At 66.7% G+C, this 25,329-nt stretch carries 33 protein-coding genes and 1 tRNA gene; 15 read left to right on the top strand and 19 right to left on the bottom strand.

Annotation, left to right across the window (positions count from 1 at the left end):
• Positions 1-3: 3 nt before the first annotated feature.
• Positions 4-1,725 carry a glycosyltransferase family 39 protein gene (locus N5D45_RS05500; protein ID WP_197617701.1) on the top strand — a complete coding sequence of 574 codons (1,722 nt, stop codon included), beginning with the start codon at positions 4-6 and terminating at the stop codon, positions 1,723-1,725.
• Between the two features lie 18 nt (positions 1,726-1,743).
• Here N5D45_RS05500 and N5D45_RS05505 read toward each other — a convergent pair whose 3' ends face one another.
• Both N5D45_RS05505 and N5D45_RS05510 read right to left on the bottom strand, forming a co-directional pair.
• Entirely contained in the window at positions 1,744-2,865 is a 1,122-nt protein-coding gene (locus N5D45_RS05505; protein WP_043397511.1) for a glycosyltransferase family 4 protein, read from the bottom strand.
• Positions 2,866-2,908: 43 nt separating this feature from the next.
• The gene (locus N5D45_RS05510; RefSeq protein ID WP_010481187.1) at positions 2,909-3,727 is read right to left on the bottom strand and encodes a glycosyltransferase family 2 protein; all 819 of its coding nucleotides are present in this window, start codon (positions 3,725-3,727) and stop codon (positions 2,909-2,911) included.
• Here N5D45_RS05510 and N5D45_RS05515 point away from each other — a divergent pair.
• Positions 3,726-4,784, top strand: a complete 1,059-nt coding sequence (locus tag N5D45_RS05515) for a CDP-glycerol glycerophosphotransferase family protein (protein ID WP_043397515.1) — start codon at positions 3,726-3,728, stop codon at positions 4,782-4,784. The two genes, N5D45_RS05510 and N5D45_RS05515, sit on opposite strands and share 2 nt — an antisense overlap.
• A gap of 113 nt (positions 4,785-4,897) precedes the next feature.
• Here the strand turns inward: N5D45_RS05515 and N5D45_RS05520 are convergent, their stop codons facing one another.
• The 4 genes from N5D45_RS05520 to N5D45_RS05535 all read right to left on the bottom strand — a co-directional run bounded on the left by N5D45_RS05520 (position 4,898) and on the right by N5D45_RS05535 (position 9,151).
• Positions 4,898-6,436 carry a PH domain-containing protein gene (locus N5D45_RS05520; protein ID WP_279938536.1) on the bottom strand — a complete coding sequence of 513 codons (1,539 nt, stop codon included), beginning with the start codon at positions 6,434-6,436 and terminating at the stop codon, positions 4,898-4,900.
• Positions 6,433-6,933, bottom strand: a complete 501-nt coding sequence (locus N5D45_RS05525) for a PH domain-containing protein (protein ID WP_043397520.1) — start codon at positions 6,931-6,933, stop codon at positions 6,433-6,435. Before N5D45_RS05525 ends, N5D45_RS05520 begins: the two co-directional genes overlap by 4 nt.
• Before the next feature lie 75 nt (positions 6,934-7,008).
• A complete protein-coding gene (ribA, locus tag N5D45_RS05530) occupies positions 7,009-8,145 on the bottom strand; it encodes a GTP cyclohydrolase II RibA (RefSeq protein WP_125437638.1) in 1,137 nt (378 codons plus the stop codon).
• 85 nt (positions 8,146-8,230) lie between these two features.
• Complete coding sequence (locus N5D45_RS05535) at positions 8,231-9,151, bottom strand: lauroyl acyltransferase (protein ID WP_010481197.1); 921 nt, start codon at positions 9,149-9,151, stop codon at positions 8,231-8,233.
• 62 nt (positions 9,152-9,213) lie between these two features.
• Here N5D45_RS05535 and dtd point away from each other — a divergent pair, with 62 nt between their 5' ends.
• From dtd to N5D45_RS05550, 3 genes are all read left to right on the top strand, one after another.
• Complete coding sequence (gene dtd, locus N5D45_RS05540) at positions 9,214-9,654, top strand: D-aminoacyl-tRNA deacylase (protein ID WP_049480200.1); 441 nt, start codon at positions 9,214-9,216, stop codon at positions 9,652-9,654.
• A 90-nt stretch (positions 9,655-9,744) separates the two neighbouring features.
• Complete coding sequence (rpoD, locus tag N5D45_RS05545) at positions 9,745-11,598, top strand: RNA polymerase sigma factor RpoD (protein ID WP_049480199.1); 1,854 nt, start codon at positions 9,745-9,747, stop codon at positions 11,596-11,598.
• Between the two features lie 161 nt (positions 11,599-11,759).
• Positions 11,760-11,835, top strand: a tRNA-Ile gene (locus tag N5D45_RS05550).
• Positions 11,836-11,912: 77 nt separating this feature from the next.
• Here the strand turns inward: N5D45_RS05550 and N5D45_RS05555 are convergent.
• From N5D45_RS05555 to N5D45_RS05585, 7 genes are all read right to left on the bottom strand, one after another.
• On the bottom strand, positions 11,913-12,167 hold the full coding sequence (locus tag N5D45_RS05555) for an AlpA family phage regulatory protein (protein ID WP_279938537.1): 255 nt from the start codon (positions 12,165-12,167) through the stop codon (positions 11,913-11,915).
• Positions 12,154-12,564 (bottom strand): hypothetical protein, encoded by a 411-nt coding sequence (locus tag N5D45_RS05560; protein WP_279938538.1) that lies wholly within the window; start codon positions 12,562-12,564, stop codon positions 12,154-12,156. The genes N5D45_RS05555 and N5D45_RS05560 overlap by 14 nt, the downstream gene beginning before the upstream one ends.
• The gene (locus N5D45_RS05565) at positions 12,561-13,133 is read right to left on the bottom strand and encodes a hypothetical protein (protein ID WP_134968294.1); all 573 of its coding nucleotides are present in this window, start codon (positions 13,131-13,133) and stop codon (positions 12,561-12,563) included. Before N5D45_RS05565 ends, N5D45_RS05560 begins: the two co-directional genes overlap by 4 nt.
• On the bottom strand, positions 13,130-13,378 hold the full coding sequence (locus N5D45_RS05570; RefSeq protein WP_057503226.1) for a hypothetical protein: 249 nt from the start codon (positions 13,376-13,378) through the stop codon (positions 13,130-13,132). Before N5D45_RS05570 ends, N5D45_RS05565 begins: the two co-directional genes overlap by 4 nt.
• A gap of 74 nt (positions 13,379-13,452) precedes the next feature.
• Entirely contained in the window at positions 13,453-14,643 is a 1,191-nt protein-coding gene (locus tag N5D45_RS05575) for a site-specific DNA-methyltransferase (RefSeq protein WP_231352336.1), read from the bottom strand.
• Positions 14,640-14,834 carry a hypothetical protein gene (locus N5D45_RS05580; RefSeq protein WP_099484457.1) on the bottom strand — a complete coding sequence of 65 codons (195 nt, stop codon included), beginning with the start codon at positions 14,832-14,834 and terminating at the stop codon, positions 14,640-14,642. The genes N5D45_RS05575 and N5D45_RS05580 overlap by 4 nt, the downstream gene beginning before the upstream one ends.
• On the bottom strand, positions 14,831-16,876 hold the full coding sequence (locus N5D45_RS05585) for a DNA cytosine methyltransferase (protein ID WP_279938540.1): 2,046 nt from the start codon (positions 16,874-16,876) through the stop codon (positions 14,831-14,833). Before N5D45_RS05585 ends, N5D45_RS05580 begins: the two co-directional genes overlap by 4 nt.
• A gap of 137 nt (positions 16,877-17,013) precedes the next feature.
• On the opposite strand from N5D45_RS05585, the gene N5D45_RS05590 reads away from it, so the two are divergent.
• Positions 17,014-17,694 carry a hypothetical protein gene (locus N5D45_RS05590; protein ID WP_279938541.1) on the top strand — a complete coding sequence of 227 codons (681 nt, stop codon included), beginning with the start codon at positions 17,014-17,016 and terminating at the stop codon, positions 17,692-17,694.
• Between the two features lie 97 nt (positions 17,695-17,791).
• On the opposite strand, the gene N5D45_RS05595 is transcribed toward N5D45_RS05590, so the two are convergent.
• The 5 genes from N5D45_RS05595 to N5D45_RS05615 form a co-directional block, all read right to left on the bottom strand.
• The gene (locus tag N5D45_RS05595; RefSeq protein ID WP_279938543.1) at positions 17,792-17,998 is read right to left on the bottom strand and encodes a hypothetical protein; all 207 of its coding nucleotides are present in this window, start codon (positions 17,996-17,998) and stop codon (positions 17,792-17,794) included.
• A gap of 19 nt (positions 17,999-18,017) precedes the next feature.
• Complete coding sequence (locus tag N5D45_RS05600; RefSeq protein WP_279938544.1) at positions 18,018-18,263, bottom strand: hypothetical protein; 246 nt, start codon at positions 18,261-18,263, stop codon at positions 18,018-18,020.
• A gap of 190 nt (positions 18,264-18,453) precedes the next feature.
• Positions 18,454-18,678 (bottom strand): hypothetical protein, encoded by a 225-nt coding sequence (locus N5D45_RS05605; RefSeq protein ID WP_279938545.1) that lies wholly within the window; start codon positions 18,676-18,678, stop codon positions 18,454-18,456.
• Positions 18,675-18,959 (bottom strand): winged helix-turn-helix domain-containing protein, encoded by a 285-nt coding sequence (locus tag N5D45_RS05610; protein ID WP_279938547.1) that lies wholly within the window; start codon positions 18,957-18,959, stop codon positions 18,675-18,677. Before N5D45_RS05610 ends, N5D45_RS05605 begins: the two co-directional genes overlap by 4 nt.
• Entirely contained in the window at positions 18,956-19,471 is a 516-nt protein-coding gene (locus tag N5D45_RS05615) for a hypothetical protein (protein ID WP_279938549.1), read from the bottom strand. Before N5D45_RS05615 ends, N5D45_RS05610 begins: the two co-directional genes overlap by 4 nt.
• A gap of 127 nt (positions 19,472-19,598) precedes the next feature.
• Between N5D45_RS05615 and N5D45_RS05620 the strand changes: the two genes are divergently transcribed.
• A complete protein-coding gene (locus tag N5D45_RS05620; RefSeq protein ID WP_279938550.1) occupies positions 19,599-20,276 on the top strand; it encodes a hypothetical protein in 678 nt (225 codons plus the stop codon).
• Positions 20,277-20,278: 2 nt separating this feature from the next.
• Here N5D45_RS05620 and N5D45_RS05625 read toward each other — a convergent pair whose 3' ends face one another.
• The gene (locus N5D45_RS05625) at positions 20,279-20,986 is read right to left on the bottom strand and encodes a helix-turn-helix transcriptional regulator (protein ID WP_279938552.1); all 708 of its coding nucleotides are present in this window, start codon (positions 20,984-20,986) and stop codon (positions 20,279-20,281) included.
• A 77-nt stretch (positions 20,987-21,063) separates the two neighbouring features.
• Here N5D45_RS05625 and N5D45_RS05630 point away from each other — a divergent pair, with 77 nt between their 5' ends.
• The 8 genes from N5D45_RS05630 (at position 21,064) to N5D45_RS05665 (ending at position 25,324) form a co-directional block, all read left to right on the top strand.
• On the top strand, positions 21,064-21,300 hold the full coding sequence (locus N5D45_RS05630) for a Cro/CI family transcriptional regulator (protein ID WP_279938553.1): 237 nt from the start codon (positions 21,064-21,066) through the stop codon (positions 21,298-21,300).
• A 108-nt stretch (positions 21,301-21,408) separates the two neighbouring features.
• On the top strand, positions 21,409-22,011 hold the full coding sequence (locus tag N5D45_RS05635) for a hypothetical protein (RefSeq protein ID WP_279938555.1): 603 nt from the start codon (positions 21,409-21,411) through the stop codon (positions 22,009-22,011).
• Positions 22,008-22,334: a hypothetical protein gene (locus N5D45_RS05640; RefSeq protein ID WP_064239325.1), complete on the top strand. Its 327-nt coding sequence runs from the start codon at positions 22,008-22,010 to the stop codon at positions 22,332-22,334. The genes N5D45_RS05635 and N5D45_RS05640 overlap by 4 nt, the downstream gene beginning before the upstream one ends.
• Before the next feature lie 92 nt (positions 22,335-22,426).
• Entirely contained in the window at positions 22,427-22,717 is a 291-nt protein-coding gene (locus tag N5D45_RS05645; protein WP_279938557.1) for a hypothetical protein, read from the top strand.
• Positions 22,717-23,718, top strand: coding sequence for a YdaU family protein (locus N5D45_RS05650; protein WP_279938559.1), 1,002 nt, complete (start codon positions 22,717-22,719; stop codon positions 23,716-23,718). Before N5D45_RS05645 ends, N5D45_RS05650 begins: the two co-directional genes overlap by 1 nt.
• 22 nt (positions 23,719-23,740) lie before the next feature.
• Complete coding sequence (locus tag N5D45_RS05655) at positions 23,741-24,295, top strand: hypothetical protein (protein WP_279938585.1); 555 nt, start codon at positions 23,741-23,743, stop codon at positions 24,293-24,295.
• Positions 24,282-24,812, top strand: a complete 531-nt coding sequence (locus N5D45_RS05660) for a hypothetical protein (protein ID WP_279938560.1) — start codon at positions 24,282-24,284, stop codon at positions 24,810-24,812. Before N5D45_RS05655 ends, N5D45_RS05660 begins: the two co-directional genes overlap by 14 nt.
• A complete protein-coding gene (locus tag N5D45_RS05665; RefSeq protein ID WP_279938561.1) occupies positions 24,812-25,324 on the top strand; it encodes a hypothetical protein in 513 nt (170 codons plus the stop codon). Before N5D45_RS05660 ends, N5D45_RS05665 begins: the two co-directional genes overlap by 1 nt.
• Positions 25,325-25,329 lie beyond the last annotated feature (5 nt).

Raw genomic sequence — 25,329 nt, forward strand, 5'->3', positions numbered from 1 at the left:
CCCATGCTGAAAACCCACGCGTCGCGCCAGACGTGGTTGTTGGTGGTGATGGCCCTGCTGGTGCTGGGGGCCGGCCTGGGCCTCCGTGATCCGTGGCCATCGGATGAGCCACGTTTCGCGCTGGTGGCCAAGCAGATGGTCGACAGCGGTTACTGGTTGTTCCCGCATCGCGGCCCCGAACTGTATTCGGACAAGCCGCCGATGCTGATGTGGTGGCAGGCCGCGCTGTACAGCCTGGTCGGCCACTGGCGGGTGGCGTTCCTGCTGCCCTCGCTGCTGGCCGCGCTGGGCACGCTGTGGTGCGTGGTCGATCTCGGCCGCCGCCTGTGGACGCGGCAGGTGGGGCTGTACGCGGGTTGGGCACTGCTGTTCGCGCTGCACTTCACCTTCCAGGCGAAGAAGGCGCAGATCGATCCGCTGGTGGTGCTGTTCATCACCCTGGCCAACTACGGCCTGCTGCGCCATCTGCTGCTGGGCCCGGCCTGGCGCTGGTGGTGGATGGGCTGGTTCTTCGCCGGCATCGGGGTGATCACCAAGGGCGTAGGCGTGCTGGCGCTGATGATGATCGTGCCGGCCGCAGTCGCATCCATGCTGCATTGGCCGCGGGTGAGCCTGCACGTGCGTGACCTGCGCTTCTGGCTGGCACCGCTGGCCTTCCTGCTGGCGGTGTCGTTGTGGCTGGTGCCGATGCTGCTGGCCGGCCTGGCCACCGGCTCGGAGCCGTATCGCGCCTACATGGACGACATCCTGTTCCGGCAGACCGCACGGCGCTATACGCAGTCCTGGGACCATCACCAGCCGTGGTGGTACTTCCTGGCGATCATGCCGTCGATGTGGATCCCCGCGTTCCTGCTGCTGCCGTGGGCGCTTCCGGCCTGGTTCCGGCGGCTGCGCCGGCGCGATGCGCGCTACCTGCTGCCGTTGGCCTGGTGGCTGCTGGTCGTGCTGTTCTTCTCCATTCCGCACGGCAAGCGCGACGTCTACATCCTGCCGGCATTGCCGATGTTCTGCCTGGCATTGGCGCCGTTGCTGCCGGGGCTGCTGAGGCGGCGCGATGTGCAGCGTGTGCTGGGCGCATTCACCGCGTTGCTGGCACTGGCGCTGGGCCTGGTCGGTGCGCTGGCGCTGCTGGGTGATCCGGATTTCGAAGTGCGCCTTACCCATGGCCGCGGGTTGCTTCCCGGTGCCACCGATGCGTTGGCCTGGGCGGCGCTGGCGATGGCGGTCTGGTCGGCCTTGAGCCTGTGGGTGTGCGGGCGCCGGCGCAGGCACGTTGCCCTGGTCGCTACTCTGGCCGGGGTCTGGGTGCTGTACAGCCTGGTCGGTTATCCGGTGTTGAACGATTCCAGCTCGGCCCGTGGCCTGATGCGCGAGGTCAGCGCACGCATCGGCCCGCAGGCCGAGCTGGGACTGGTGGCATGGAAAGAGCAGAACCTGCTGATGGCCGATCGTCCTGCGGCCACCTTTGGGTTCGAAGCGCGTTGGCATCAACAGCTGCAGGCAGCCGTGCGCTGGCAGCGGCTGGTTCCGCAGCACCGCTGGCTGCTGGTGAACGAAGATGCGATGCAGGCCTGCATTGATCGTGCGCAGGCCGAAATGGCGGGCATTTCCAATCGTCGCCGCTGGTGGCTGGTGCCTGCCGACGCGGTCGCCGGCACCTGCCGGCCGTCGGCGGCGGAACTCGAGCACGAGCGCCGCCTGCAGGGGCCCAGCATCACCGATTGAGCGTTCGGGCAACCTGGCTCAGGGGCTGGCCAGGGCGGCGTGGTAGCTGGCCAGCGTGGCGTCGGCGAATGTCTGCAGGCCGAACTCCCGCTGTGCATGGCGGCGTGCTGCCCGGCCATGTTCCGGCAGCGCATCGCGCTGTGCGTACAGCGCCTGCACCTGTGCGGCGATGGCGTCGATGTCGCGGGTGGCAACGACCCAGCCATCGACGCCTTGTTCGATGTTTTCCGGCAGGCCCGCGTAATCGCTGACCAGCATCGGCTTGGCGCTGGCCATCATCTCGCGGCAGGCGAAGGAGATCGTCTCGACGTCATGGGACAGCACGAAGCCAGCATCGCCGGCCGCGATCAGTACGCGGGTATCGGCCAGCAGGCCGGTGAAGTGCACCTGCGCGGCCACCTCGCCCAGCGCCTGCACCTGTTCGCGCTGCTGCGCGGTGGGCAGGTGGCCGGCCACGGCCATGTGCACGTGCGGGCGTACCGCATCGGGCAGTCGCGCGATGGCCTGGGCCAGGTCGATCCAGCCCTTGTAATCGTCGGTGCCGGCATTGCTGACCAGCACCAGCGCCTGTGGATCCTGCGTCCATTGCTGGCGCAGCGCGCTGCCGGTGCCGGCCGGCTGTGGCGAGTAGCGCTCCAGGTCCACGCCGTTGCGGACCACGTCGATCGGGCAGCGACGGTATGGGCCCTGTTCCAGCAGGCGCTTGGTGTCGGCCGAGACTGCGATCAGCCGATCGGTGGCCCAGCGCGCGCGCAGCACATTGCCGAAGGTATCGGTGGGTTTGCTGTTGTGCTTGGTCAGCACGATCGGCGGGCGGCGCATGCCAAGCAGCCCCTGCATCACGAAGCGGTGGTCGCGCGCACCGTTGACGTGGATCAGGTCGATGCCTTCATCGCGCACCAGCCTGCGCAGCGCACGCTGTTCGGCCAGCTGCCGGGGCAGCGTTGGCAGGCCGCTGCCGAACGCAATCGGCAGTGTGCGGGCAAGGCCTTCATCGGCCATGGTCCGCAGCAGCCGGCTGTCGGCCGGCGCGGCGACATGGAGCGTGTGCTGGCCGTGCAACGCACGCGCCAACGAGACGATGTACGTGGTGTGGCCGCCACCGTCGCCGTAGTGGAAGTTGGTGTACAGGATTTTCATGGGGGATCTTCAGGCAACGCCCGCGAAGTGTGACACAGCGTGGTCACGGCCGGTCCGCGGAAGGCGCCGGGTCGGCCACCGCCTGTCCATTGCCCAGCATCCACAGCATGATGGTCTTCTGCCGCACGTAGTTGGCGCGTACGTAGGCGTAGACCAGGCCATGCCAGCCATCGCGGAAGCCGCCACGGAACAGGAAGCCGCGCCAGAACCGCCAGGCCGGCGCCAGTACCAGCTTGCCCAGGGTGGCCCGCTTGCCCCGTGCGAACTCGTGCTCGGCCATCATCCGCGCATACTTCTCGGTCTTGGCCAGCTGCTGCTGCAATGACCGGTACGGGTAGTGGATCAGGTCGCCGCGCAGCGTACCGACGCTGCCGTCGACGCTGGCCGCCTCGTGGATCTCGCGCTTGCCGCGCCAGCCGCCCTGGCGGCGGTCGAACAGCCGCATCACCCGGTCCGGATAGGCGTTGCCGTGGCGCAGGAACCTGCCGAAATACTCCGAGAGGCGGGCGAAACGGTAGCCGGCGTGGCCGCTGAAGCCGCCGTCGCGGGCCTGTTCGATGGCCGCGCGCAGTTCCGGGCTGATCCGTTCATCGGCATCCAGGCACAGCACCCAGTCATGGCTGGCCTGCTCGACGCAGAACGCCTTCTGGCTGCGGAAACCCTCGAACCGGCGCTGCAGCACGCGGGCACCGGCGGCCTCGGCGATGGCTACGGTGGCGTCAGTGGACTGCGAGTCCACCACCACAATCTCATCGCAGAAGGCCAGCGAGGCCAGGCAGTCGCCGATGCGCCCGGCCTCGTTGAACGCGATAATGCACGCCGAGATGCGAGGCCGTTCGATGGGAGCGGTCGTGGAGGACATGATGGCCGGGTACCTGTTGTTTGCGACGGAGCGCTATGCGCTGCCTATTCTCGCCCCGTTGGCGCAGGCCTTGCACGCGTCCGGGCAGGAGGTAGCAGCCTGGTTCGAGGATGGCGCGGCCGGCAGCAGCCTGCCGGGGGTGCCCAACCTGGGCCTGAAGCAGGCCCTGGCAATGCGTCCGCGGGCGGTATTCAGCGCGGCCAACTGGGTGCCGACGTTCCTTTCGGGGGCCAAGGTGCAGCTGTTCCATGGCTTCAACGTGGAAAAGCGCGACAGTGCGCGCGGCCACTTCCGGGTGCGCGGCATGTTCGACCTGTACTGCACGCAGGGGCCGGCCACCACTGCGCCGTTCCGCGAGATCGCTGCCCTGCAGGGCCATTTCGCGGTGGCAGAGACCGGCTGGCCGAAGCTGGACCCGCTGTTCCGCGATGACGGTGGCGAGAGCGCCGCGTTGCGTGCTCCGGCCGGCGAGCGCCCGGTGATCCTGTTCGGCTCGACCTTCACTGAACGGTTGAGCGCGGCCCCGCACCTGCACGCGCAGATCGCCGCCGATATCGCTGCTGGTGATCACTACTGGCTGCTGACCCTGCACCCGAAGTGCCCGCCGGAACTGTTCGAACGCTACCGCGCGCTGGCCGGTGCCAATGCCCGCTTCATCGAGCCCGAGCAGGTGATGGCCGCGCAGCGCGCCGCCGATGTGCTGGTATCGGATACCTCGTCGATCGTTTCGGAGTTCATTGTCCAGCACAAGCCAGTGGTGACTTTCCGCAACCGCGTGCCCAAGCCGCACATGATCGACTTCGATGATCCTGCGCAGCTGCAGGCGATGCTGCAGCGCGCGCTGCACCCGGACGCGGCGCTGCAGGCGGAAATCGTGCGCTACGCCGATGCCATCCACCCGTACCGCGATGGCCTGTCCAGCGAGCGCGTGATCGCGGCCACCGAGGATTTCCTGTCGGGTGAAATGGGCGCGCTGCGGCGCAAGCCGTTCGGCAGCTGGGTGCGCGATCTGCAGATCCGCAAGGACCTGGGCTATTGGGGCCCCTCGCAGCGGTAACGGGGGTGATGTAGCGCCGAGCCCATGCTCGGCTGCGTCAAGCCGAGCATGGGCTCGGCTCTACAGTAGATCCACGCCATGCGTGGATGCGCGGCCGGGATCCGGCCCCGCCGTCACCAGCGCAGCTTGCGCCGCGCGAGTGCTGCGGCCAGCTGCTCCATCACCTGTTGCGCCTGTGCCTGCGGCAGATGGTGCAGGGTCAGCGCCACATCGCCATGCGCGCCGGCGGTATCCAGCTGCAGGCTGCTGGTGCCCAGCAGCCTGTCCAGCGGCGAGCGCTGCAGGCGCAGGCCCTGCACCTTGTCCAGCTCGGCCCAGCGCCACCAGCGCTTCCACCAGCCGCCGCGCACCGCCACATAGTGCTCGTCCAGGGACCAGCCCATGCGCGCCATCTGCCGGTGCGCGACCAGCAGCGCCACCGGCAGCCACGCAAGCACCAGCAGGCCCCATGGGCCCCAGCGCCAGTACGCGGCCACAGCCAGCAGCGGCACCAGCAGCAGCGCGCCCAGGCACAGCCGCCACCAGCCGCGCTGCGGAATGGACTGCCACTGCGCGGGTGGCCACTGCAACTGTGGCAGCAGGTGCTGCACCAGCTGCTCGCAACGCGTACTTGACGCCAGCGGTGCCAGTTCGCGCAGGGCGCGATCCTCATCGCGCGCAGGGCCACCGGCGGCGCTGTCGATGCGCAGCTGGCGCAGCCCGAACCAGCGCTGCAACGTACCTTCGCGCAGCGTCCAGGCCTGGATGCGCCGGCGCGCCACGCTGCTGCGGGTGCGGCTGAGCAGGCCAGCCGAAACGGTCAGGCGGCGATCCTGCTCGCTGAGGGTGAAGCCGTGGTAGCGCAGCAGGGTCAGCACCACCGACAACACGCGCAGCGCCAGCCAGCCCAGCAACAGAGCCGCAGCCAGCAGCAGGAACGCGCCGGCCACGCCGGGGTGCAGGTGGCTGGCGTAGCCGAAGGCCTCGCGGCCACCGCGCTGGAGGGCATCGTCCATCACCGGTCGCGGCACGGTCTGGAACAGGACACCGAACGCGGCGATCGCCAGCGCCCAGCCACGGTTGGAGAGCAGCCCCATGCGCACCACGTCCCAGCTCGACAGGCGCAGCAGTACCTGTTCGGTGTCGGCCTCGGTGATCGAGGCGGCGGCGACAACGTCGGCGGCCTGCGGCGCCTGCCCGCGCTGGCGCACCAGTCGTTCCAGCGCCAGCGCCTGGTCCAGCTTCAGCACCCGCATTTCGGCTTCTGGACGCACGCCGCCGGCCGATTCCAGGCGCAGCTCGGCCACACCGAACAGGCGGTGCAGCGGGTTCTGCCGGACCTCCACGTTGTGGATGCGCGCAAACGGAATCTCGCGCCGGTTGCGCGCCAGCAGACCGCTGCGCACGGTAATCGCATCACTGCCGATGCGGTAGCGGTAGCTGAGGTACTGCAGCACCGACACCAGTACCAGTGCGGCAATTGCCGTCAGCGGAATCAGCTGCGCCCACATCGGGTCGCGGTCACCCCGCTGGCCGAACACCAGCAGCGCGACCAGCGGCAGGAAGTAATGGCGCAGCTGCATCAACAGTACGAACAACCATGACCACGGATGCAGGCGGTGGTCCTCGCCACCGGCGGGCAGTGCTGCAGGCAGAGGCGGTGGCAGGCTCACAGGGCGTCGGCGTCCTGGTCGAGCTGATGGGACAGGGTGTCGCGCAGGCGCTCGGCATCCGCCTCGTCCAGGCCGCTCACGGTCACCGCGCTCATGCGGGTGCCGGCGGTGTGCACGATCAGCGTGGCCAGACCGGCGCGGCGTTCCAGTGGCCCGCGGCGCAGGTCCAGGTGCTGCACGCGCGACAGGGGAATGCGCGTTTCCAGCTGCCACATCAGGTCTCGTCGCAGGCCCAGGCCCTGTGCGTCCAGCCGCCAACGGGTGCGGACCAGGCGGCGGTGGCCGAGCCACGCACCACATGCAGCCCCCACCAGCAGCCCGAGGGCTGCGACCCATACGCCACCGGGCAGATCGAAGAACCACCATGCAGCGGCCAGCGGCAGGCCTGGCACAAACAGGCCACCGAAGGCACCTTCCAGTGCGGCCAGCCGCGAGGCGCGGCGCGGCAGCGACTGCCAGGCATCGGTGGGCGGAGCAGTAAGGGGAACGTCGGTCACGCGGGCTCCGTCAGGTGGCAGGGCGGGCGGTGGCGGCCGTGGCCGCACCGCGCAGACGGTAGCAGGTCGGCTGCGTTACTGGGCAGCCTGGATCAGCGCGTCCACATCCAGCAGGTGGCCGGCACGATCGGCCTTGGTGCGCAGGTAGTGTTCGTTCTCGGCGGTGATTTCGCCGGTGACCGGAATGCAGTCCAGCACTTCGATGCCGGCATTGCGCAGGCGCTGCGCCTTGGTCGGGTTGTTGCTGAGCAGGGCCACGCGCGAAATGCCCAGGCCACGCAGCATGGCCACCGCGCTGCCGTAGCGGCGCTCGTCGGCACCGAAGCCCAGCTGTGCGTCGGCGTCGATGGTGTCCAGGCCGTCGTGCTGGTAGCCGTAGGCGCGCATCTTGGCCGCGATGCCGGTGCCACGGCCTTCCTGGTCCAGGTACAGCAGCACGCCGCCCCCCAGTTCCTTCAGCTTGCGCAGGCCGCGCCGCAGCTGGTCGCCGCAGTCGCACTTGAGCGAGCCGAACAGGTCACCGGTCAGGCACGAGGAGTGCACGCGCACCGGCACCACCGCCGACAGGTCGGGTTCGCCGACGACGATCGCGACCTGGTCACGCTGGGCGACGCCGCCGCGGAACACCGCGAACGTGGTCATGCCGACGTCGCGCAACGGCACCGGTGAACGCGCCACCAGTTCGTAGTCGTGGGCCGCATGTGCTGCGCCTTCGGCGAGGTCGCACAGCGCCACCTCGGAAGCGCCATCGAAGGTGCGGTCTTCGGCGTCCAAGCGCACCGCCACCATGGCCGGCAGCAACAGGCCAAGGCGGGCCAGTTCCACGGCGCCTGCATCGAAGGCGTCACCGGCACTCCAGCCGTCCGGCATCGGGCCCGGTTCGCGCAGATAGCCCAGCGAGGGCAGGGCGTCGAAGGCAACACCGGCCAGCGGCAGGCGCGCACCTTGCGGGGCCTCCACGCCAAGCACGCGGGCGCGGGTGGCGGTCAGGAACAGGTAATGCCGCTCGTGGGCGGCATTGGCGAAGGCAGCGAAGCTGCTGGCTGTGGCGCTGTCCAGCGCGATCACCGCCAGGCGCTGGCCCTGGCCATCGTGGAGCAGCACCGGGCGACCGGCACGCAGTTCGGAAACCGCGCGCTCGCAGCGGATCGCGGCCGGATCGCCGAACAGGGAAGAAGCAGCAGGCATGGCAGGACCGGGGGAGGCGGACATCGCAGTCTCTATGGGGGCGCCGGCGTCGTATTCAACGTGGTGCGGCCGCCGGTCGCAGGGGCCGGTGGCCTGAGTGGAGCGGCCGTCAGTGCGGGTGTTCCTCGGTCGCGTAGGGGTCTTCCTCGCCACTGCCCGATGGTCGCAGCGTATAGCGCTTGTAGGTCCACTGGTACTGCGCAGGGTCGCGGCGGGCGATGCGCTCGATGCCTGCATTGAGCGCGGTAGCGGCCACCTGCGGGTCCGGGTCGGCCACGGCGGGGTCGGTCGGTTCGATGTGCAGGGCGAACTCCATGTCCGGCCCGATGCGCTCGCACCAGCCATACAGCACGGTGGCGCCGGTACGCTCGGCCAGCCGGTTGACCAGGGTCATGGTCAGCGCCTGCACGCCGAAGAACGGCACGAACACCCCATCGCCGGCCTTGGGCTGCTGGTCGGGCAGGATGCCGGTGGCACCGCCGTCCTTGAGCACCTTGAACAGCTGGCGCACGGCCGGGCCTTCGGCACGCACCTGCTGTACGTTCTGGCCGCCCCGCACCAGCTGCAGGAAGGCATCGCTGGCCTCGTCCTCCGGTGGCTTGTAGACGATGGCGATCTGCCCGCGCGAGGCCAGCCACTGGTTCAGCAGCTCCCAGTTGCCGAAGTGCGGCGCCGCCACGATCACGCCCTTGCCGCTGGCCAGCGCCGCGTCGTACAGGGCCTCGCCGTGGCGCTGCTTCAGGTGCAGGCGCAGGTTGTCGGCCGGCGCCTGGCTCCACAGTCGCAGGGTTTCGATGGCCTGCAGGGCGGTGGAGCGCAGCAGCTCCCGGTGCAGGCGGTCGCGCGCGGCGCCCTCCAGGTCCGGGTAGGCCAGCTCCAGGTTGCGCCGGGTGACGCGGCTCTCACGGGCGTTGAGACTGATCCAGGTCCAGGACAGGGCACGGGCGACTCCCCGCAGCAGCGGCCAGGGCAGGCGGGCGAACAGGGTGGTGGCGCGGTAGACCAGCCGGGCTTTGCGTTGCGGATTCATCGGCGCCAGTTTAGCCAAGGGCGCTGCTATCGTGGCCGGCCGTGTTCATTGGAAGCCCCCGCATGCTCGTCCTGATCCAGCGCGTCAGCCAGGCCGCCGTCCACGTCGAGGGCGAAGCGGTGGGGCAGATCGGCCCCGGCCTGCTGGCGCTGGTCGGCATGGAGCCGGGCGACAGCGAGGCCCAGCTGCAGCGAATGGCCGAGCGCCTGCTGGGCTACCGGGTGTTCGCCGACGAGGCCGGGAAGATGAACCGTTCGCTGCGCGATACCGCCGGCGGCCTGCTGCTGGTCAGCCAGTTCACCTTGGCCGCCGACACCCGGTCGGGCATGCGGCCCAGCTTCACCAGCGCCGCGCCGCCGGACGAGGCTGAACGCGGGTTCAATCGATTTGTCGAGATCTGTCGTGAAAATCACGCGCCAGGGGTGGAAACGGGCCAATTTGGTGCCCATATGGTCGTCAGCCTGGTCAATGACGGTCCCGTGACCTTCCTTCTCAGGCCCTAGGCCGCCGGGACCACCGCCCGGCAGGCCGGGCCCCGGGCTGGTATAATGCTACGTTCCCTATTTCTCCCTAGCCGGTGGCGCGAGCACTACATGGCCAACGAACGTCCTGCCCAATCCGAAATCAAGCAACTGATCAGCAAGGGCCTGGAACAGGGCTACCTGACCTACGCCGAAGTCAATGACCATCTGCCGGACGACATGGTCGACCCGGAACAGATCGAAGACATCATCGGCATGATCAACGGCATGGGCATCGATGTCCATGAAGTTGCGCCGGATGTGGAAACCCTGCTTCTCAACGACGGCAACACCGGTAACCGCGAAGTCGATGACACCGCGGCCGAAGAAGCCGCCGCCGCACTGAGCGCGCTCGATACCGAAGGTGGCCGTACCACCGACCCGGTGCGCATGTACATGCGCGAAATGGGCACCGTCGAGCTGCTGACCCGCGAAGGCGAAATCGCCATCGCCAAGCGCATCGAGGAAGGCCTTTCGCAGGTCCAGGCGGCCCTGGGCCAGTTCCCGGTCTCGGTCGAGTCGCTGCTGACCGACTACGAAGCCCACAAGGAAGGCAAGAAGCGCCTGGCCGAAGTGATCGTCGGCTTCAACGATCTGACCGATGAAGAGCCGGCACCGCCGGCGGCCGCCGCCGATGACAGCAGCGATGCCGACGCCGAAGGCGACGAGGACGAGGACGACGATGTCGACGGTGGCGATGAAGAAGCCGCACCGACCGGTCCGGATCCGGAGGAAGTCGCCGCGCGCATGCAGGCGCTGAGCGATGCCTTCAACGCTTTCAAGAAGGCCGCGACCAAGGGCGACAAGAAGAACCTGCCGCGCCTGCGCGAAGAAATGTCGGCGGTGTTCGTCACCCTGAAGCTGCCGCTGCCGCTGACCGATGTGCTGACCAAGCAGCTGCGCGACACCATGGCGTCGATCAAGGCCCATGAGCGCCGCGTGCTGAACCTGGCCACCGTCACTGCACGCATGCCGCGCAAGGACTTCATCCGTTCCTGGGAAGGCAACCAGACCAACCTGGAGTGGGTGGAAGACGCACTGAAGCGCAAGCAGAAGTGGTCGTCGGCCCTGCGCGAAGTGAAGGACCAGATCATCGCCGAACAGCAGGCGACGATCGACATCGAGAAGCTGACCCAGCTGGACCTGGAAGAGCTGAAGGAAATCAGCCGTGCCATGGCCTACGGTGAAGCCAAGGCGCGCAAGGCCAAGAAGGAAATGGTCGAGGCCAACCTGCGCCTGGTGATCTCGATCGCCAAGAAGTACACCAACCGCGGCCTGCAGTTCCTGGACCTGATCCAGGAAGGCAACATCGGCCTGATGAAGGCCGTGGACAAGTTCGAGTACCGCCGCGGTTACAAGTTCTCGACCTACGCCACCTGGTGGATCCGCCAGGCGATCACCCGCTCGATTGCCGACCAGGCGCGCACCATCCGTATTCCGGTGCACATGATCGAGACGATCAACAAGTTGAACCGCATTTCCCGCCAGATGCTCCAGCAGTACGGCCGCGAGGCTACGCCGGAGGAGCTGGCCAAGGAAATGGACATGCCGGAAGACAAGATCCGCAAGGTGATGAAGATCGCCAAGGAGCCGATCTCGATGGAAACCCCGATCGGCGACGACGAGGATTCCCATCTGGGCGACTTCATCGAGGACACCAACGTGGAGTCCCCGATCGAGAACACCACCAACATCAACTTGTCTGAAACCGTGCGCGACGTGCTGGCCGGCCTCACCCCGAGGGAAGCCAAGGTGCTGCGCATGCGCTTCGGCATCGACATGAACACCGACCACACCCTTGAGGAAGTCGGCAAGCAGTTCGACGTGACCCGCGAGCGCATCCGCCAGATCGAAGCGAAGGCCCTGCGCAAGCTGCGTCACCCGAGCCGCTCGGAGCAGCTGCGCAGCTTCCTGGATATCGATTGATTTCCAGCGGCTGTTGAAGCGTTGAGAGAAACCCCGCTTCGGCGGGGTTTTTCTTTTTGGGGTGTGTGTGCTTTCTGTAGAGCCGAGCCATGCTCGGCTGCCGTTTGCGATTACCGGGTAGCCGATCAAGCACAGGCTCTACTACACTGTGACGCTGCGCCGGGCCTATAGCTCAACGGTTAGAGCAGGGGACTCATAATCCCTTGGTTTCAGGTTCGAATCCTGATGGGCCCACCATCGAATCAGGCACTTAGGATCATCCGCAGTGCCTTCTTCGTCAAGCCAGCGCGGCTCGGTGACCGCTCGGTGACCGTTTACGCTCCGCTCCCATCGCAGTTGGCCGCGGGCTGCCCCGCGTTCTCGGGGGTCCACTGGGGAGCGCTCCTGCGGGCGCGGATCCAACGCTGAATGTCGCTCTGGTACCAGCGAGTGCCGCCGCCGACCTTGTGCCTGGGCGGGAAAGTGCCCTTCTCCATCTCGCGGTAGATGTAGCTCTTCTTCATCCCGGTCTGGGCTTCGACCTGCTCGAGCTTCAGCAGGACTTCGGGGATGTTCTCAGCTGCGCCCATCTCGGGCCTCCGTTACTTCAGTGGTGGGCGCCAACAGCAGCGCAGTGTGCGAGTCCGACCGCGCCGTGGACACAAGGTTTGCGATCTGTGTCAGGTCCATGGTGGGATCATCGAAAAGGGCGAGGCCGATCTGGGCCGTCAGCCGCTGGGTCGCCGTCTCCGCCAGCGGCGCCTGCGTGTCGATGGTGGCGAGGGCGTATGCGCGCCAGGCGTCGCACGCGGCCTGCAGCTGCGGCTCACCGGCAAATGTGAAGGTCAATGCGCGGCCGCCGCCGCTGGCGGGGCGCGTACTGGTCAGGGCGGTTTCGAGCGCTGCTGCAACCGCTATGGCCGTGCGCTGCTGGTGGATCAGTGGTGACCGCTCGCCCGCGGCGGCCTTGATGTGCTCAACGGTCAATGTGATTTCTCCTTCGTATGCTCTTCGATTGACTTACGCATCTGCGCAATTCGGAAACCCCACTCGTCCCTTTCCCGCTTGCCTTCACGCTTCAACGCTCGCTCCAGTCGGTCGAGCAGCGGGAGAACCCAGGACGGATTGAACGGCTGGGGTTTCAGCGCGATCGGCGCCGGTGGCTTGGGTGGGTTGCAGTACGGATCGGCCCAATCGAAGGGGTCGTTACAGACGGTGCAGTGCGTTCGATCCGCCGACCAGATGTGATCCCGATCTTTGCCGGCCCTGCGAACCTCGTGGAGAAGCGGCTGGGTGTAAAGAGCCCGGACCTGTTCGCCAGCTGCAAGGGCTCGGTACCACTGCCTTTCATCGATCTGATACCAGAACGATCCGCCCCATTGCTCGAGCCTGACGGCTCGCTGCTGACCGAACAGACGCATCAGCGTGGTGGCCCATCGATTCACCTGATCGGCCGGCACCGCATGACCGGCGCGGCCTGCTGCTCGCATCTCGCGCACGGCGTCACTCGCAGTCTGCGGCGGTGCTGTGCTGATGGTCGAGGCATCGCCGCTCATGCTCCGCCCTCGAGCAGCATCTTGGGATCGATGTGCCACCCTGCTTCGCGAGCAGCACGCAGCCGTAGCTCGTTCGCATCGAACTCGTCCAGCTGCAGCGTTGTGATCGCGCCCTCAACCTGATGCGGCTGCAGGGGGCGGGACGTCCGGCCGAATGCGCGCCAAACGCTGAACACCTGGCAGCCCCAGGCGGGCGCAAGGCAGGCAAGCTGCTTGCCGTGCTCCCGGCAGTGGCGGCGGATCATGTCGCGCGCCGTCACGTGTGCGGGCGCTGGGCCGCGAAGAGCAGCGCGGATAGATGCGGCGTTGCGTCCTGGGCTCATGCGACGTCTCCAAATGAAAGCCCAGGCTGTGCGACCCGGATGCGCGCCTCGGCGATTGCGGCATAGGCGGGGTCCAGCTCGATGCCGATGAACTGGAAGCCCTCGAGAACGGCAGCTTTGCCGGTGCTGCCGCTACCCATGAACGGGTCCAGCACCGTGCCGCCGGCAGGAGTGACAAGCCGGCACAGGTAGCGCATGAGGTCAGTCGGCTTCACGGTGGGGTGGTGGTTGCCGTTCCGCGCCGGCCAGTTGGCAGTCTCGCGGTCGCGCATCGTTGCGCCAGCCGATACTGCTGGCACCGGGCCAGAATCGAGGCCGTCGTTGCGGTCTTCACGCGTTGCCTTGGCGCAGTAGAAGAACCGGGCAGCGCTGCCGCTATCCAAACGGCGTGCACCAGGACGCATCTTGAAGCCCACCGCTCCATCGTTGACGCTGTTCGAACTCGCTTCGCCGCCTCGCGGGAGTGGCCCGCCGTCGTACACGACCGAGAATCGGGCGCTTTCCCCATCATCGCTCAGGTTCGCTTTCTGTCCAGGCGCTGCAGGGAATGCCGCGAGTACTTCCTCGCTGCCATCGTGGATCAGGTTGGCAGGCCAGCGACCCAGCGCTTCCGCCTTCGCTACGTTGGTGTTGCAACGGTCAGCATGTGCGGCTTTTGCCTGCTCGTCCTCCATCCATGGCCGGTGCCAACCATCGGAAGCAATCTTCGGCGCGGCCGATTGGTCGCCGCCGCCGAGCTTGTCCATCGTCTCGATCCGGCAAGAGTCGATGTTGAGCCCACCGGTGCCATGCTGATGCCAGTTGGCTGCCACCGTACCTGTAAGAGGCTTGCGGGCGACCGTGATCGGTTCGAGCGCTGGCTTCAGAGCGGTACCGCCCCAAGCACCATTGTGCGACTTCGGGAAACCGCTGCCGTAGACCCACGCGATCATGTCGCGGATCTCGAAGCCAGCATCCTCGATTCGCACTGCCATGCGGTGTTGCGTGCGGGTTCCGGCGAAAGCCAGCAGGTGGCCGCCAGGCTTCAACACGCGCAGGCACTCGGCCCAAATCTCGGTGCTGGGTACGTCGTAATCCCAGCGCTTGCCCATGAACGACAGGCCGTAGGGCGGATCGGTCACGATGGCGTCGACCGAGCCGGCGGCCATTCCGCGCATCACTTCCAGGCAGTCTCCGATGTGGATCATGCGAACAGGTCCAGTTGGGCCGGCAGTGCCGGTGCGCGTGGCGATGCCGGCAGTGGTGCGGGAGCGGTCGCGCGCATGCGCGCGCGCTGTGCAGCGTTGAAGGCGAACCAGAAGCCGAGGCCGTGGCGGCGCGCCCGGCATTCGGTCAGCAGCACGCGGGCAACGTGCTTGGCCAGGGCAGCGCCGGTCATGCCGCCACCGCCATGTCGGCCGGCACCGGGTCAAGGTTGGCCTCTGCGATCGCGAACATCGGTGGCGGGCTGACGCTGTTGCCGCACATGCGGACCTGCGCCGTGGTCTTCAGTTCGGTGCCGTCGGCGGTGCGGTCGATGATGTAGGTCCGTGGGAAGCCCTGCGCACGGAAAAGCTCATGCGGCTTGAGCATGCGCAGGCCGATATCCACGATCACGTAGGGCGTACCCTTGATGACCACGGTGACCAGCGCCAAGCGGTCCTTGGTGGTGACCGTGTCCACGGGGTCATGCAGCCCCACGGCGATGCCGCTGCCGTAGTACTTCACCAAGAAGGCGGCGACGCGCAGGGCGCCCGCTTCCTGTTCGGGGCTCAGGGTGCATTCCACTTCGGCGAAGCGCGTTGCACCGGCGAGCACGGTCGGAAGAGGCACCCGCAGATCGTTCCCCACCACGTTCTGCGCCATCGCCGTCAGGTATGCAGCGACCAGGCGCTGCTGGCTGCCGCTGGCAGTGATGGTGCTGATGGGGTCGCGAGCATCGTTGCCTGCGCCCTGGTAGAAGCCGCCATTGGCCTGCTCGAGGAAGGCTGTTGCCACACCAAGCGCGTGCGCAGCGCCGGCAGGGCGCACGGCACCAGCACCAGAAGTGATCGTCGGCACGGGCTCGGTGGCCGCCGTGCCGAGGCTGTCGCCACGGAACTTCACCAGGTGCGGCGCGGCCACAGCGTGCTTCACACCGCCCGCGACAATCGTGCCCAGCGGCTGCTGCAGGTCGAGTGCACGCGGGGCCTGGCCTTCGCGCTCGCCATAGCCGGTCTGGACAAGTGTCGGGGATACCACCGAGAAGTGCCCACCCTTCACCCCCGCGCAGACAGTAGGAAGTGGCTCGTCCGCCGGCATCGTCCGCTGGCGGCTTGCGTTCGCATGCTCGGTGAGGAATGGCGCCAGCTCCGGCGCGGCCAGCATCAGCTCGCCGCGATTGGCGGCGGTGATGGTGCGCATGGGGTCGCGCACGCTGTGCACGCGATCGCCGCCCTGGTGTGTTGCAGGGACGATGAAGGGATCGGCCGAGTTGATGACGTGCCGCATGACGCCCTTGGCGATGCGGCGCATGGTGGCGTCGGCCAGCGGTCGGTCCCGAGTAAAGATGGATGGGCAGGGAATCGAGAAGTCCAGGCAGTCAGCAGCAGTCACGCGCGGCTTCTGCCCCGGGGCTGTGCCATGGGTAGGCTCGGGCCACACGATGGCCTGGCCGTCGCGGCGGCCGAGCAGGAACAGGCGTTCGCGGCTGGTGCCGGCGCCGTAATCGCTAGCCACAAGCTTGCGCCACTCCACCGCGTAGCCCAGCGCCCGCAGTGCCGCGACGAACTGCCGCCAAGTGCGACCGCTGTAACGCTTGTGGGGGACAAGAGCCTGGCGCTCGACGGGCACCCGCTCGCCCTTGTCGGCGACTCGGTTGACCATGACCGGCTTGCCACGCCGGAACAGCGGCTTTCCCGACTCCGGGTGCACTGCCTGGACCAAGTCTAGGGTGATCACTCGGCCGGTCTTGCAGCAGCGCTTTGCCACCAGCGGACCCCAGGTCAGGATCTGCCACACGTTCTCCATGGAGATGATGCGCGGCGCGGTGTTGGTTCCGTGCAGCCGATCAGCACGCAGCAGCTGGCCAACCCACTTCAGCACCACCCACGACAATGCGCGGGTCTTGCGGCTGCGCGGCTGGCCGCCCTTGGCCTGGCTGAAGTGCGTGCAGTCCGGTGAGGCATGGAACCAGCCGATGGGCCGGCCGGCCACGTCCACGCGTGGGTCTGCGTGCCAGATATCCTCGCGGTGGTGCTGGGTGAGCGGGTGGTTCGCGGCGTGCATGCCGATGGCCAGCTCGTCGTGGTTGTAGGCCAGAGCGGGATCGATGCCCAGGGCCTGCTTGAGACCTTCCGAGGCGCCCCCGCCGCCGGCGAACAGATCCACAACGATCTCGCCGGGGCGCAGCCGGGAGCGCTGCGGCATGGGGAAGTTGAAAGCACGGGAGCCGTCAGCCATGGATGGGTTCCTTCGGGCATTGGTTGCATGGGGCGGTGAATGGGGCACGCAGGGAGAACCTCGTGCCGCGGACGTGCTCACCTGGTCGGATGACGATGTGACCGCAGTCCAGCAGGCACTGAAATCGAGCCGCTAGGATGCTGTTGCCGCGTGAAGTGATGAACCGCGCGCTGGAGACGGCGCGCGTCGGTGCAGCGGTGAGCGGCTGGCTAGCCATTGGTAGTCACCAGGCGCATTCGAGCCGTGGCAGAATGCCGGCCACACCACCGATGGAGTGCGGGATGAGCATCATTGATGGAGTGAGCCAGTGCTGGTTGCTCAGCCGATCTTGTGTAATCGATTGGGATGCTTGGGCTGCCATCGCCACCGCGGCAGCAACTGGGCTTGCCCTTGCTCTTGCACTCAAAGAGACCCAAGCGCGCCGGCGCAAAGCCAAGCACGACGCATTGCGATCGAAGATCGCGCTTTACCCCCACGTCCATGAAGCTCAAGCCGCGGTCACATCCCTCGGATCGGTGATTCGTCCCGACACTCAACTCATCCTTCCGAACATCGAGTACGAGATCCAAAGGGTCACGGCTGCCATGGAGGCCATCAAAGGAACAGGGCACCAGCTGGAAGATGATGACGCGCTGCTGCTCGCCAACGCCACGTCGCTCGCTGAGTACGTTGTTCGTCAGTCCAAAAGGCTGGTCAACGGCGATGCTGCCGCACACAGTGACGCTACGCTTCGTGACGAGTGGGCGAAGGATGCCCGTAGGGCAACACAGCTCTTTCTTAACCTTGCCTCCGACTACAAGAGGGTTTCCAAAGCCTAGCGGGTCATCGGAGGCGCAGCACGCTTCAATCGCGCTATCGGGAATCGGTGTTGGAGGTTTGGCGTCGCTGGGCTGAGGCTGTTTCATTCGGGAGATCTCAGGCTGCGGTGGTGGCCGGCTTCTCGGCCATGGCTGCCAAGCGCTCAAGGCGTTCGGCTTCGGCGATGTAGTAGTCGTGACGGTCCTGTCGGACCTTCTGGGAGAAGAACGGATCGGTCAGGGCGTGCTCGGCGGCGGCGCGGTTGGCCTTGGCCAGGCGCGCTGGGTCGTGGTCGAAGATGTCGAGCTGGTTGCGGAGGTCCATGGATGCCGCCGGCGAAGCGTCAGCGGAGTTGTGTGCGTGGCCAGAGAGCCGGCATCTGCCGTTGCCACGCTGCGTAGCCCACCCGTGTGCCGTTCTTGAGCGAGCGCTGCAGGATCTGGCCGAACTGCACGCGGAGCGAGAACCAGCGGCACGGGTGGGCAGCAACGGCCGCCGCATAGCGCTGGAGCCTCTCTTCGGGCGTCGGTGCGGCCGTGCTGACGATCACCGCGTCCAAGCCGCCGCCGATCGGATGCAGGCCGTCCATCTGCGCACCAACCTGTGCAGGTTCGGCGCGACGCGCTGGCGTTGCTCTTCCGCCTCGCGCTGACGCTGCGCGCTCGCCTGGTGCGTGCAATACACACGGTAGGGATGGCGGCGGGGGCGCTTCGCGCGCTCCAAGGCCGCGCGCTGGTCGGGCGTCAGATCGGGTGCTGGGAGCTTGATCGCAGGCGCCCTCATGCAGCACCGCCTTGTGCCCGCATCATGCGGCGAAGGTTCTTGCGCACGTCGGCAATGGCTCGGCCGGCGCTGGAGCGGCGCTCGAGCACTGCGTGCGCGGCAACGTCAGCGGCTGCGGCGACCTGATTCGGGGCGAAGCCCATACCAGTGGCGGCGGTAGCGGCTGCCTTGGCGGCAACGGCCGCGCGCTGTGCGAGGGGGTAGGTGATGGCGGCGATCATGCTGCACCGGCCTGGCTGATCGTGTAGCCACAGCTGCGGGTGGCATTGATGCGGTAGCCGTGCTGGGCCAGCTTCTGGCGCAGGCGGCAGATGGTCACCTCGACGGTGTTCGACTTGCGGCCGGAGGCGCCGTAGATCTCCCGCTCGATCTGGAAGCGGCTGATCGGGGTGTCACCTGCGTTGATGATCAGCTGCAGCACCTTCGACTCGGTGGGGCTGAGCGGCAGGCGCTGGCTGCCGACCATAGCGGCGCGCGGCTCGGTGCGCAGGCCGGCGATCACGGCGCCACCTCGATGAAAGCCAGGTCGTACATCACACACTGCGCCCGGGCCAGCACGGGGGACGTGCTCGGCTCTTTGCCGTCTGCGGTCGACAGGGGGACAACCGCATTGGCCCGGACGCATGCCGCCGGGGAAATCTCATAGGAGCCGCTCAGGACGGCATCGGCCGCGTCGAGGGAAAGCTGCCAGCGCGCCGGCTCGAAGTTTTGCGTCAGCGCCGCAGTGACGCCTGCCGCACAGTCGGGCACCCGGTCTGCATCGCGGAAGGCGTTGAGGGTCGTGTTGGCGACGGTGGCACGCAGTGCCCAATCGTCCCCGGCGGCCAGCTCGTACACAGCCAGGGCGGCGCAGATGCGGGGGCTGGTGATCACGAGGCCGTCTGGCGCGTCATCGGTAGCCGCGGCGGGTGCATCGGTGGGGATGGCCCAGGCGACCACGCCCAGGGCGATGAAGCACGCCAAGGCGGCCATGCCGACGCGGGCGGTGCGCTTGGTGCTGAGGGTCAGGGGCATTGCGTGTCTCTCCGTGTGCGGCAGAAGCCGGCTGCGCAGCTATAAAAGCACGCTTATACGAAGAATGCAAGCACGCTTATTCAGCGTGCTTCTACGCTACTAGCTCAAAGGAGCACGAGGAATAGGAATGGATTGGCGGAAATCGTTGGTGTTGCTGGCTCTTGGCGCAGTCGGAACAGTTGGTGCCCAGGCCCCGGACCCGAGCGAGGTCAAACGGCAGGCAATCTCTGTCGAAAAAGCGAATACGTCCCGCCGATCAGATGAAAGGCCGAACACCGGCTTTGAGTTCATGGGAATTTTTGTCGGTGGACGACTGGTGCGTGAGTGCCCCGTAAAGCAACTCTATGGCGGGGCAATTTACGATCTGTCATCGCTGGAAACGGCGTGCTGGGCGACCTCGGACATGCGCCGAGACCCGCGTCCTAACCTGCGGAACAACGATGCGCTGACTGTTGTGCCTGTTTCAAAGAAGAGACCTACAGGCACGCGTACCGTCACAGCGGTTGTTGTAGATGGCAGAATCGAAGGACTGATGGTTGAAACAGATGGGTTTCAACATGCGCAGCAGCTTTTTGAGCAGCTGCAGCAGAAGCTCGGGAAGCCGACGACCCAGGGAACCAGCGACGTTGTTTCAGGGGTAGGCGCAAAGTTCTCAAGCCCTGAGGCAGTGTGGAATCTGCCAAACGTCTACGTCCATTTTAGTGGGATCGTCGGGGCCATCGATTCCGGTCTGATTTTGGTCTATACCCCTGAGCAGCAGGCGCGTGAGGCGCAGCGCCAGAAAGCACAGACCAAGTCGTTCTAACGTCAGACTTCCTGCGCGCTGCGCAGCAGCGCCAGGCCCAAAATCTTGCCACCCACGTGCAGCTGATCAGCCTCGTGGGGAGGAACTACCTCGCTGAGGTACTTCCGGTTGGTGCTGATGACGTGCAGGCCATCCCGCAGCAGCTGCAGGCGTTTGACGTAGGTCAGCCCATGCAGATTGATCAGATACAGGCCATCGCCGTCGAAGTAGTCCTTGGCGACGTCCACGAACACCACGTCGCCATTCTTGATGTCGGGATACATCGAGTCCCCGCGCACGGTCACCAGGCGCACGCGGTCACCCTCGGGCACGAAGCCCAGCTGTTGGCGAACCTGCCACTCCGCGATGTCGAGCTCCCGGACCACGTCCGGGTAATCCTGATTCATTGCGCCAAAGCCCCCTGAAGCCTCGCCTTCCATTACTCGAAGGCGAACATAGCCAGCGGGTGTCTCACCGTCTGATATCGAGGACCCATGAGACTCGTCCCAGCGCTCGGGCAGCTCACCAGTGATCAGCCATTCGACCCGGAAAGGCTTGTAGACACGGGCCAGCTTCACCGCCGTCTCGCCGCTGAGCGACTTCGTCTTGCCGTCCTCCAGCTGGTACAGAGCTGATGCGGTGATGCCAGCACGACGCGCGGCATCAGCGGGTTCGGTAATGCCGCACTCAGTTCGTGCGCGCTTCAGGCGGGTAGCGAGGGCTGTAGTCATGTTAGCGAGCTTATTAGTCCGTTAAGTAAGCGTGCTTGCACTATCAATGAAAGCGTGCTTATATGGGTGGCATGAACATGCCCCGGATCACCAAGGAAGAAGCCATTGCCGCTTACGACGGCAATGCCGCCGCGCTTGCACGCGCTCTCGGAATCACGCCGTCGGCTGTCTATCAGTGGCCCGCTGGTCAGATCGACGATCTTTGGGCGCTGAAGCTGCGCTTCGTGCTGATGCCAGCCCACTTCCAAGCGCTTGAGCGACCTCCGGAAAACGACCCGGACGCTGACCGGATCGTGCCGGTCGACGCGGTGTGACCGCGTTCCCGCCAGACCGCTGAGCCGCGATCCCCAAGCCACCCAATCCCTGAATTACGGTCGTCCTGTCCATGGCGGCCACTTTGCATCGCCTCCCGAGGTGCGTAAATGAAGCCTGATCCTCAGTACCACGAGCCGCGCTCTGTGGTGGTGTTCCGGCACACGACCGACGCCATCCGCAACAGCGGCCACACCGACAGCAGCCTCGCCCAGGCGATCGCCGAGCAGTACATGGCGGATGTAGCGCCAGCCGAGCGCATTCTGCACTTCCATGTCGGTGTAGACGCCGACAGCACCGAAAAAGCGCTGAAGTCCAACGGCCAGCTCATTGCCCGCATCCGCAATGGCACAGTCAAGATGCCTGTTGACCTGGAAGAGTCGTGGGTTCGTGCGCTGCCGCCGCACTGGCGCGACGCCTGTTCGCGCGAACTGGCCCAGCGCTATGGCTTTCTCGGTGCCCGTATACCGATGATGGAGCCGCATGCCGGCGTGCTGGCTGTGGCCCGCCTGTCGGTGGAGTTCGGTCACACGCTCGAAGCGATCACCAACGTCCTGGCTGACGGCCGCATCTGCCCGAAGGACATACCTGAGCTGCGTCGCGCGCTGGACGAGATCGGTCAGCTCGAGGCGGAACTGGTGACGGCCAAGCGCTACGTGTCGGGCCACCTGCAGGATCTGGCGCCGCGAGCGGTGCAGGGGGCGCAGCGATGAGCGGCGGTGCAATGGTGAGCTGGGCAATCGCCGTGGTCAGCGAATTCGACAGTGCCGGCCGTCGCATCCCCGAGAGTGTCGTGCCGCTTCTGCCCATGGTGGATGTAGTCCTCTGGGCCAAAGAGCAGCCGCAGCCGGTGCGCGTTGATGCGCTTCAGAAGCGATTCGGCCTTTCGCGCGCGACAGCATATCGCTGGCAGCTCGCGCTGCAGGACCTCAACGATCCGGCGGCCGCCAGGCGGCGGCTTCCCGGCCTGCGGCAGCTGAGCACCGCGATGGGGCGTGAGGTTCCCGTATCGGGTCATGCGGGGGCGACAGGATGAACATCAGTCCGACCCTCGGTCTGCGCTGTGGCCCTGCGCTCCGCACCGCTCCGGTTGAGCGAGAGCCGACCGTAGCTCCGGTAGCCGCCGCGATGTCTGAAAAGAAGCAGCGGCGCAGCGCGCCCCAGCACGCCCTTGCCGGCTACAACACCACCAGGATCGTCATGGAGTTCATGCGCTGGGCAGTCGAGCTCAGAGATTTCCCAACCGTTGAGGCCATTGTCCGGCACTTCGGCGTGAGCCGCGCCACGGCGTATCGCTGGCGCAACAGTCTGGGTGAGACATACCGGCTGGAGACGCTGCCGCCCAACGAGCATGAGCTGGGCAGGATTGGCAGTCCCGGTGCTGCGGCACGCGGCAAGCACGGTGCCGGGGAACCCTGATGATCTACTTCGAGATGTATCCGGGCGACTACCTCAAGGACACGACCCGACTGTCCCTGACCGACCACGGCGTCTACTTCAAGCTGATGCTGGCGTACTACTCGGAAGAGCAGGCGCTGCCAGAGAGCCTGGCCGAGCTGTACATCATCGCCGGCGCAATCACTGCGGCGGACAAGGCTGCGGTCAAGAAGGTCGCCGAGCGCTACTTCCCCGTGGCAGAAGACGGATTGCGGCACAGCAAGCGCTGCGATGAGCAAATCGCCAAGGCGCAAGGCCGTATTGCCGAGGGCCAAGGCCGCCGTGATGCCCGAAAGAGCAATGAAACCGAGCGCCAGGCACGCACCCGAGCACGCAGAACCATGATGTTCGAAGACCTGCGCGCTGTCGGCGTCGTGCCGGACGGCATGGTCACGATGGCACAGCTGAAGGCGCTCCATGTCACGCATGTCACGGGCGACGAGCGCGTGACACTCGACCAGTTGTCACGCGTGACATGTCACGCAGAGTCACGTGTGACAGGTGGTGTGAACACAGGTGTGAACACGGGTACCCAGACCCCAGACCCCAATATTCCTCCAGATACATCACATCTCACTCAAGGATCTCTGGGAGGCGTGACCGACGCGGGGCGTGCGTGCTTGCTGATGCGCAAGGCTGGATGCCATTCCACCAACCCGAGCCACCCAGACCTGCTGGCCGCCCTGAAGGAGGGCGTGACGCCGGAGACGCTGGGGCACACGGTCGCTGAAGGGCTGGCGCGATCGCCACCGGTCACGAACCCGTTCCCTTGGGCAATCAAGACCGCCCGCAACCGCCATGCGGCAGGCGCAATGCCCGCAATCCCCAATACCACCGGAGGCACCAATGCAAACCCTCAGCAAGGTTCTGCCGACCACGTCGCAGAGCAGCGGCGAAAATTCGAGCAGCGCGCGGCAGTTGGAGGCTTTGGCGGAACAGGCGGCGATGTCATCGACGTCGAGTTCGAACCCGTCCACCACTGAGCCGGACCAGCGCGCGGTGAGCATGCTGTGGACGGTGTGGGAACGGATGGCCGGTATGTTTCCCGGAAAGTGGGTGCGCGAGAACGGCTCGGCCCCGGTGAACAACGCGGGCAGCCTGACCACGGCCGGGGAACTGTGGTTCCAGGTGCTGGTCGGCATCACCCCGCGACAGGTCGCCGACGGTATGGGGAACTGCCTGCGCAGCGCTCTGCAGTGGCCGCCGAACCCCGGGCAGTTCCGCGCAATGTGCTTGGGCGTTCCGGCGCTTGCCGAAGTCGACGGCCAGATGCGGCCCGGCCAGGCCCATAGCGGATTCACCGTGCTGGTGCGGTCGAAGCTGGACCTGCACGCCTATGCCACTGCCGAGAGCGGCGCGTTGCAGCAGCGCATGTTGGCCAACGCCTACGAGAGGGCGGTGAAGCACGTCATGGACGGCGGCGCCGTACCCGAGCCGATGGCCGCGCTACCGGCACCCAGGCCCGAGCCGCAGGTGGTGCGTAACCGCGACGCCGCACGCAGCGCCATGGCGCAGGCCGCGGCTGAGCTCGGTTTCGGAGGCATGCATGGAGCCGGCTGAGATTCGCGCCTACCAGCGGCAGCTACTGCTGTTCTGCCTGGGCATCCACGGCGAGAGCACCGCTGCCGAGGCGCTGGAGCTGATGGGCAACGCCGCACTCGAGTCAGGCGCACCGCGCGAGGTGATGTTGCTGAGCACAGCCGCCGCGGCTGGCCTGCTGCGGGAGCTCGACGGGGATGGCCTGGTGCGCAGGTGCGAGAACCGCGACAGCGGCCGCGACGGGCGGCCGGTGGCGACGTGGGCTGCGACTGAGGCCGGCCGCGTAGAGTGCGCGCCGGCGCCGCCTTCGGGTCAGCAGCAGCTGGCCATGCCGATGCTTGCGCCAGCCTCGGGCCAGCGCACGCGCGGCGGGTTGTCCATGGAGCAGCTTGTGGGTCTGCTGAACGTCGAGTTCGACTGCATGCTCGAGCAGATGGATCGTGAGCACCAGGCGGCGCAGCAGCGCGCCCGCCAGGAGTTCGACGCATTTCGGCAGCGCGCGATGCGCGTGTGGGGCGCTATGGAGGCATCCGCCTGATGCCGCCGAAGAAGACGCCCAGCCGCTCGCTGCGCTATGCCACCGTGCAGGACATGCCGGAGGGCATGCGCCGCTTGGTGCAGGCCGGCACGCCGGCAGCCGCTCCGGCACCGGCCGCGCCGCGCGCCTACCGACCGCCGACGGCAGCCCAGCCTTCCGGCAGCGGCAACGCCGCAGGCAAGGTCGCGCGCGGCCGTCCCCGACATGTGCCCGGCGAGATGAACAAGACCGAAGAGGCCTATGCCGCGCACCTGGCGTTGCAGATGGCCGCCGGCGAGATCGCATGGTTCCGATTCGAGTCCGTGAAGCTGAAGTTGGCCGAGAAGACCCACCTCACCATCGACTTCTTCGTGATGACGGCCGCCGGCGACCTGGAGGCCCACGAGGTAAAGGGCTTCTGGGAGGAAGACGCCCGCGTAAAGGTGAAGGTGGCCGCCGAGATGTACCCGTTCCGATTCCTGGCAGTCCAGCGCGCCCCCGGCGGCGGCTGGAAAACGGAGGTGTTCTCTTGAACGCA

It is taken from the genome of Stenotrophomonas sp. GD03819 (assembly GCF_029841665.1).
Taxonomy (GTDB): domain Bacteria; phylum Pseudomonadota; class Gammaproteobacteria; order Xanthomonadales; family Xanthomonadaceae; genus Stenotrophomonas; species Stenotrophomonas geniculata.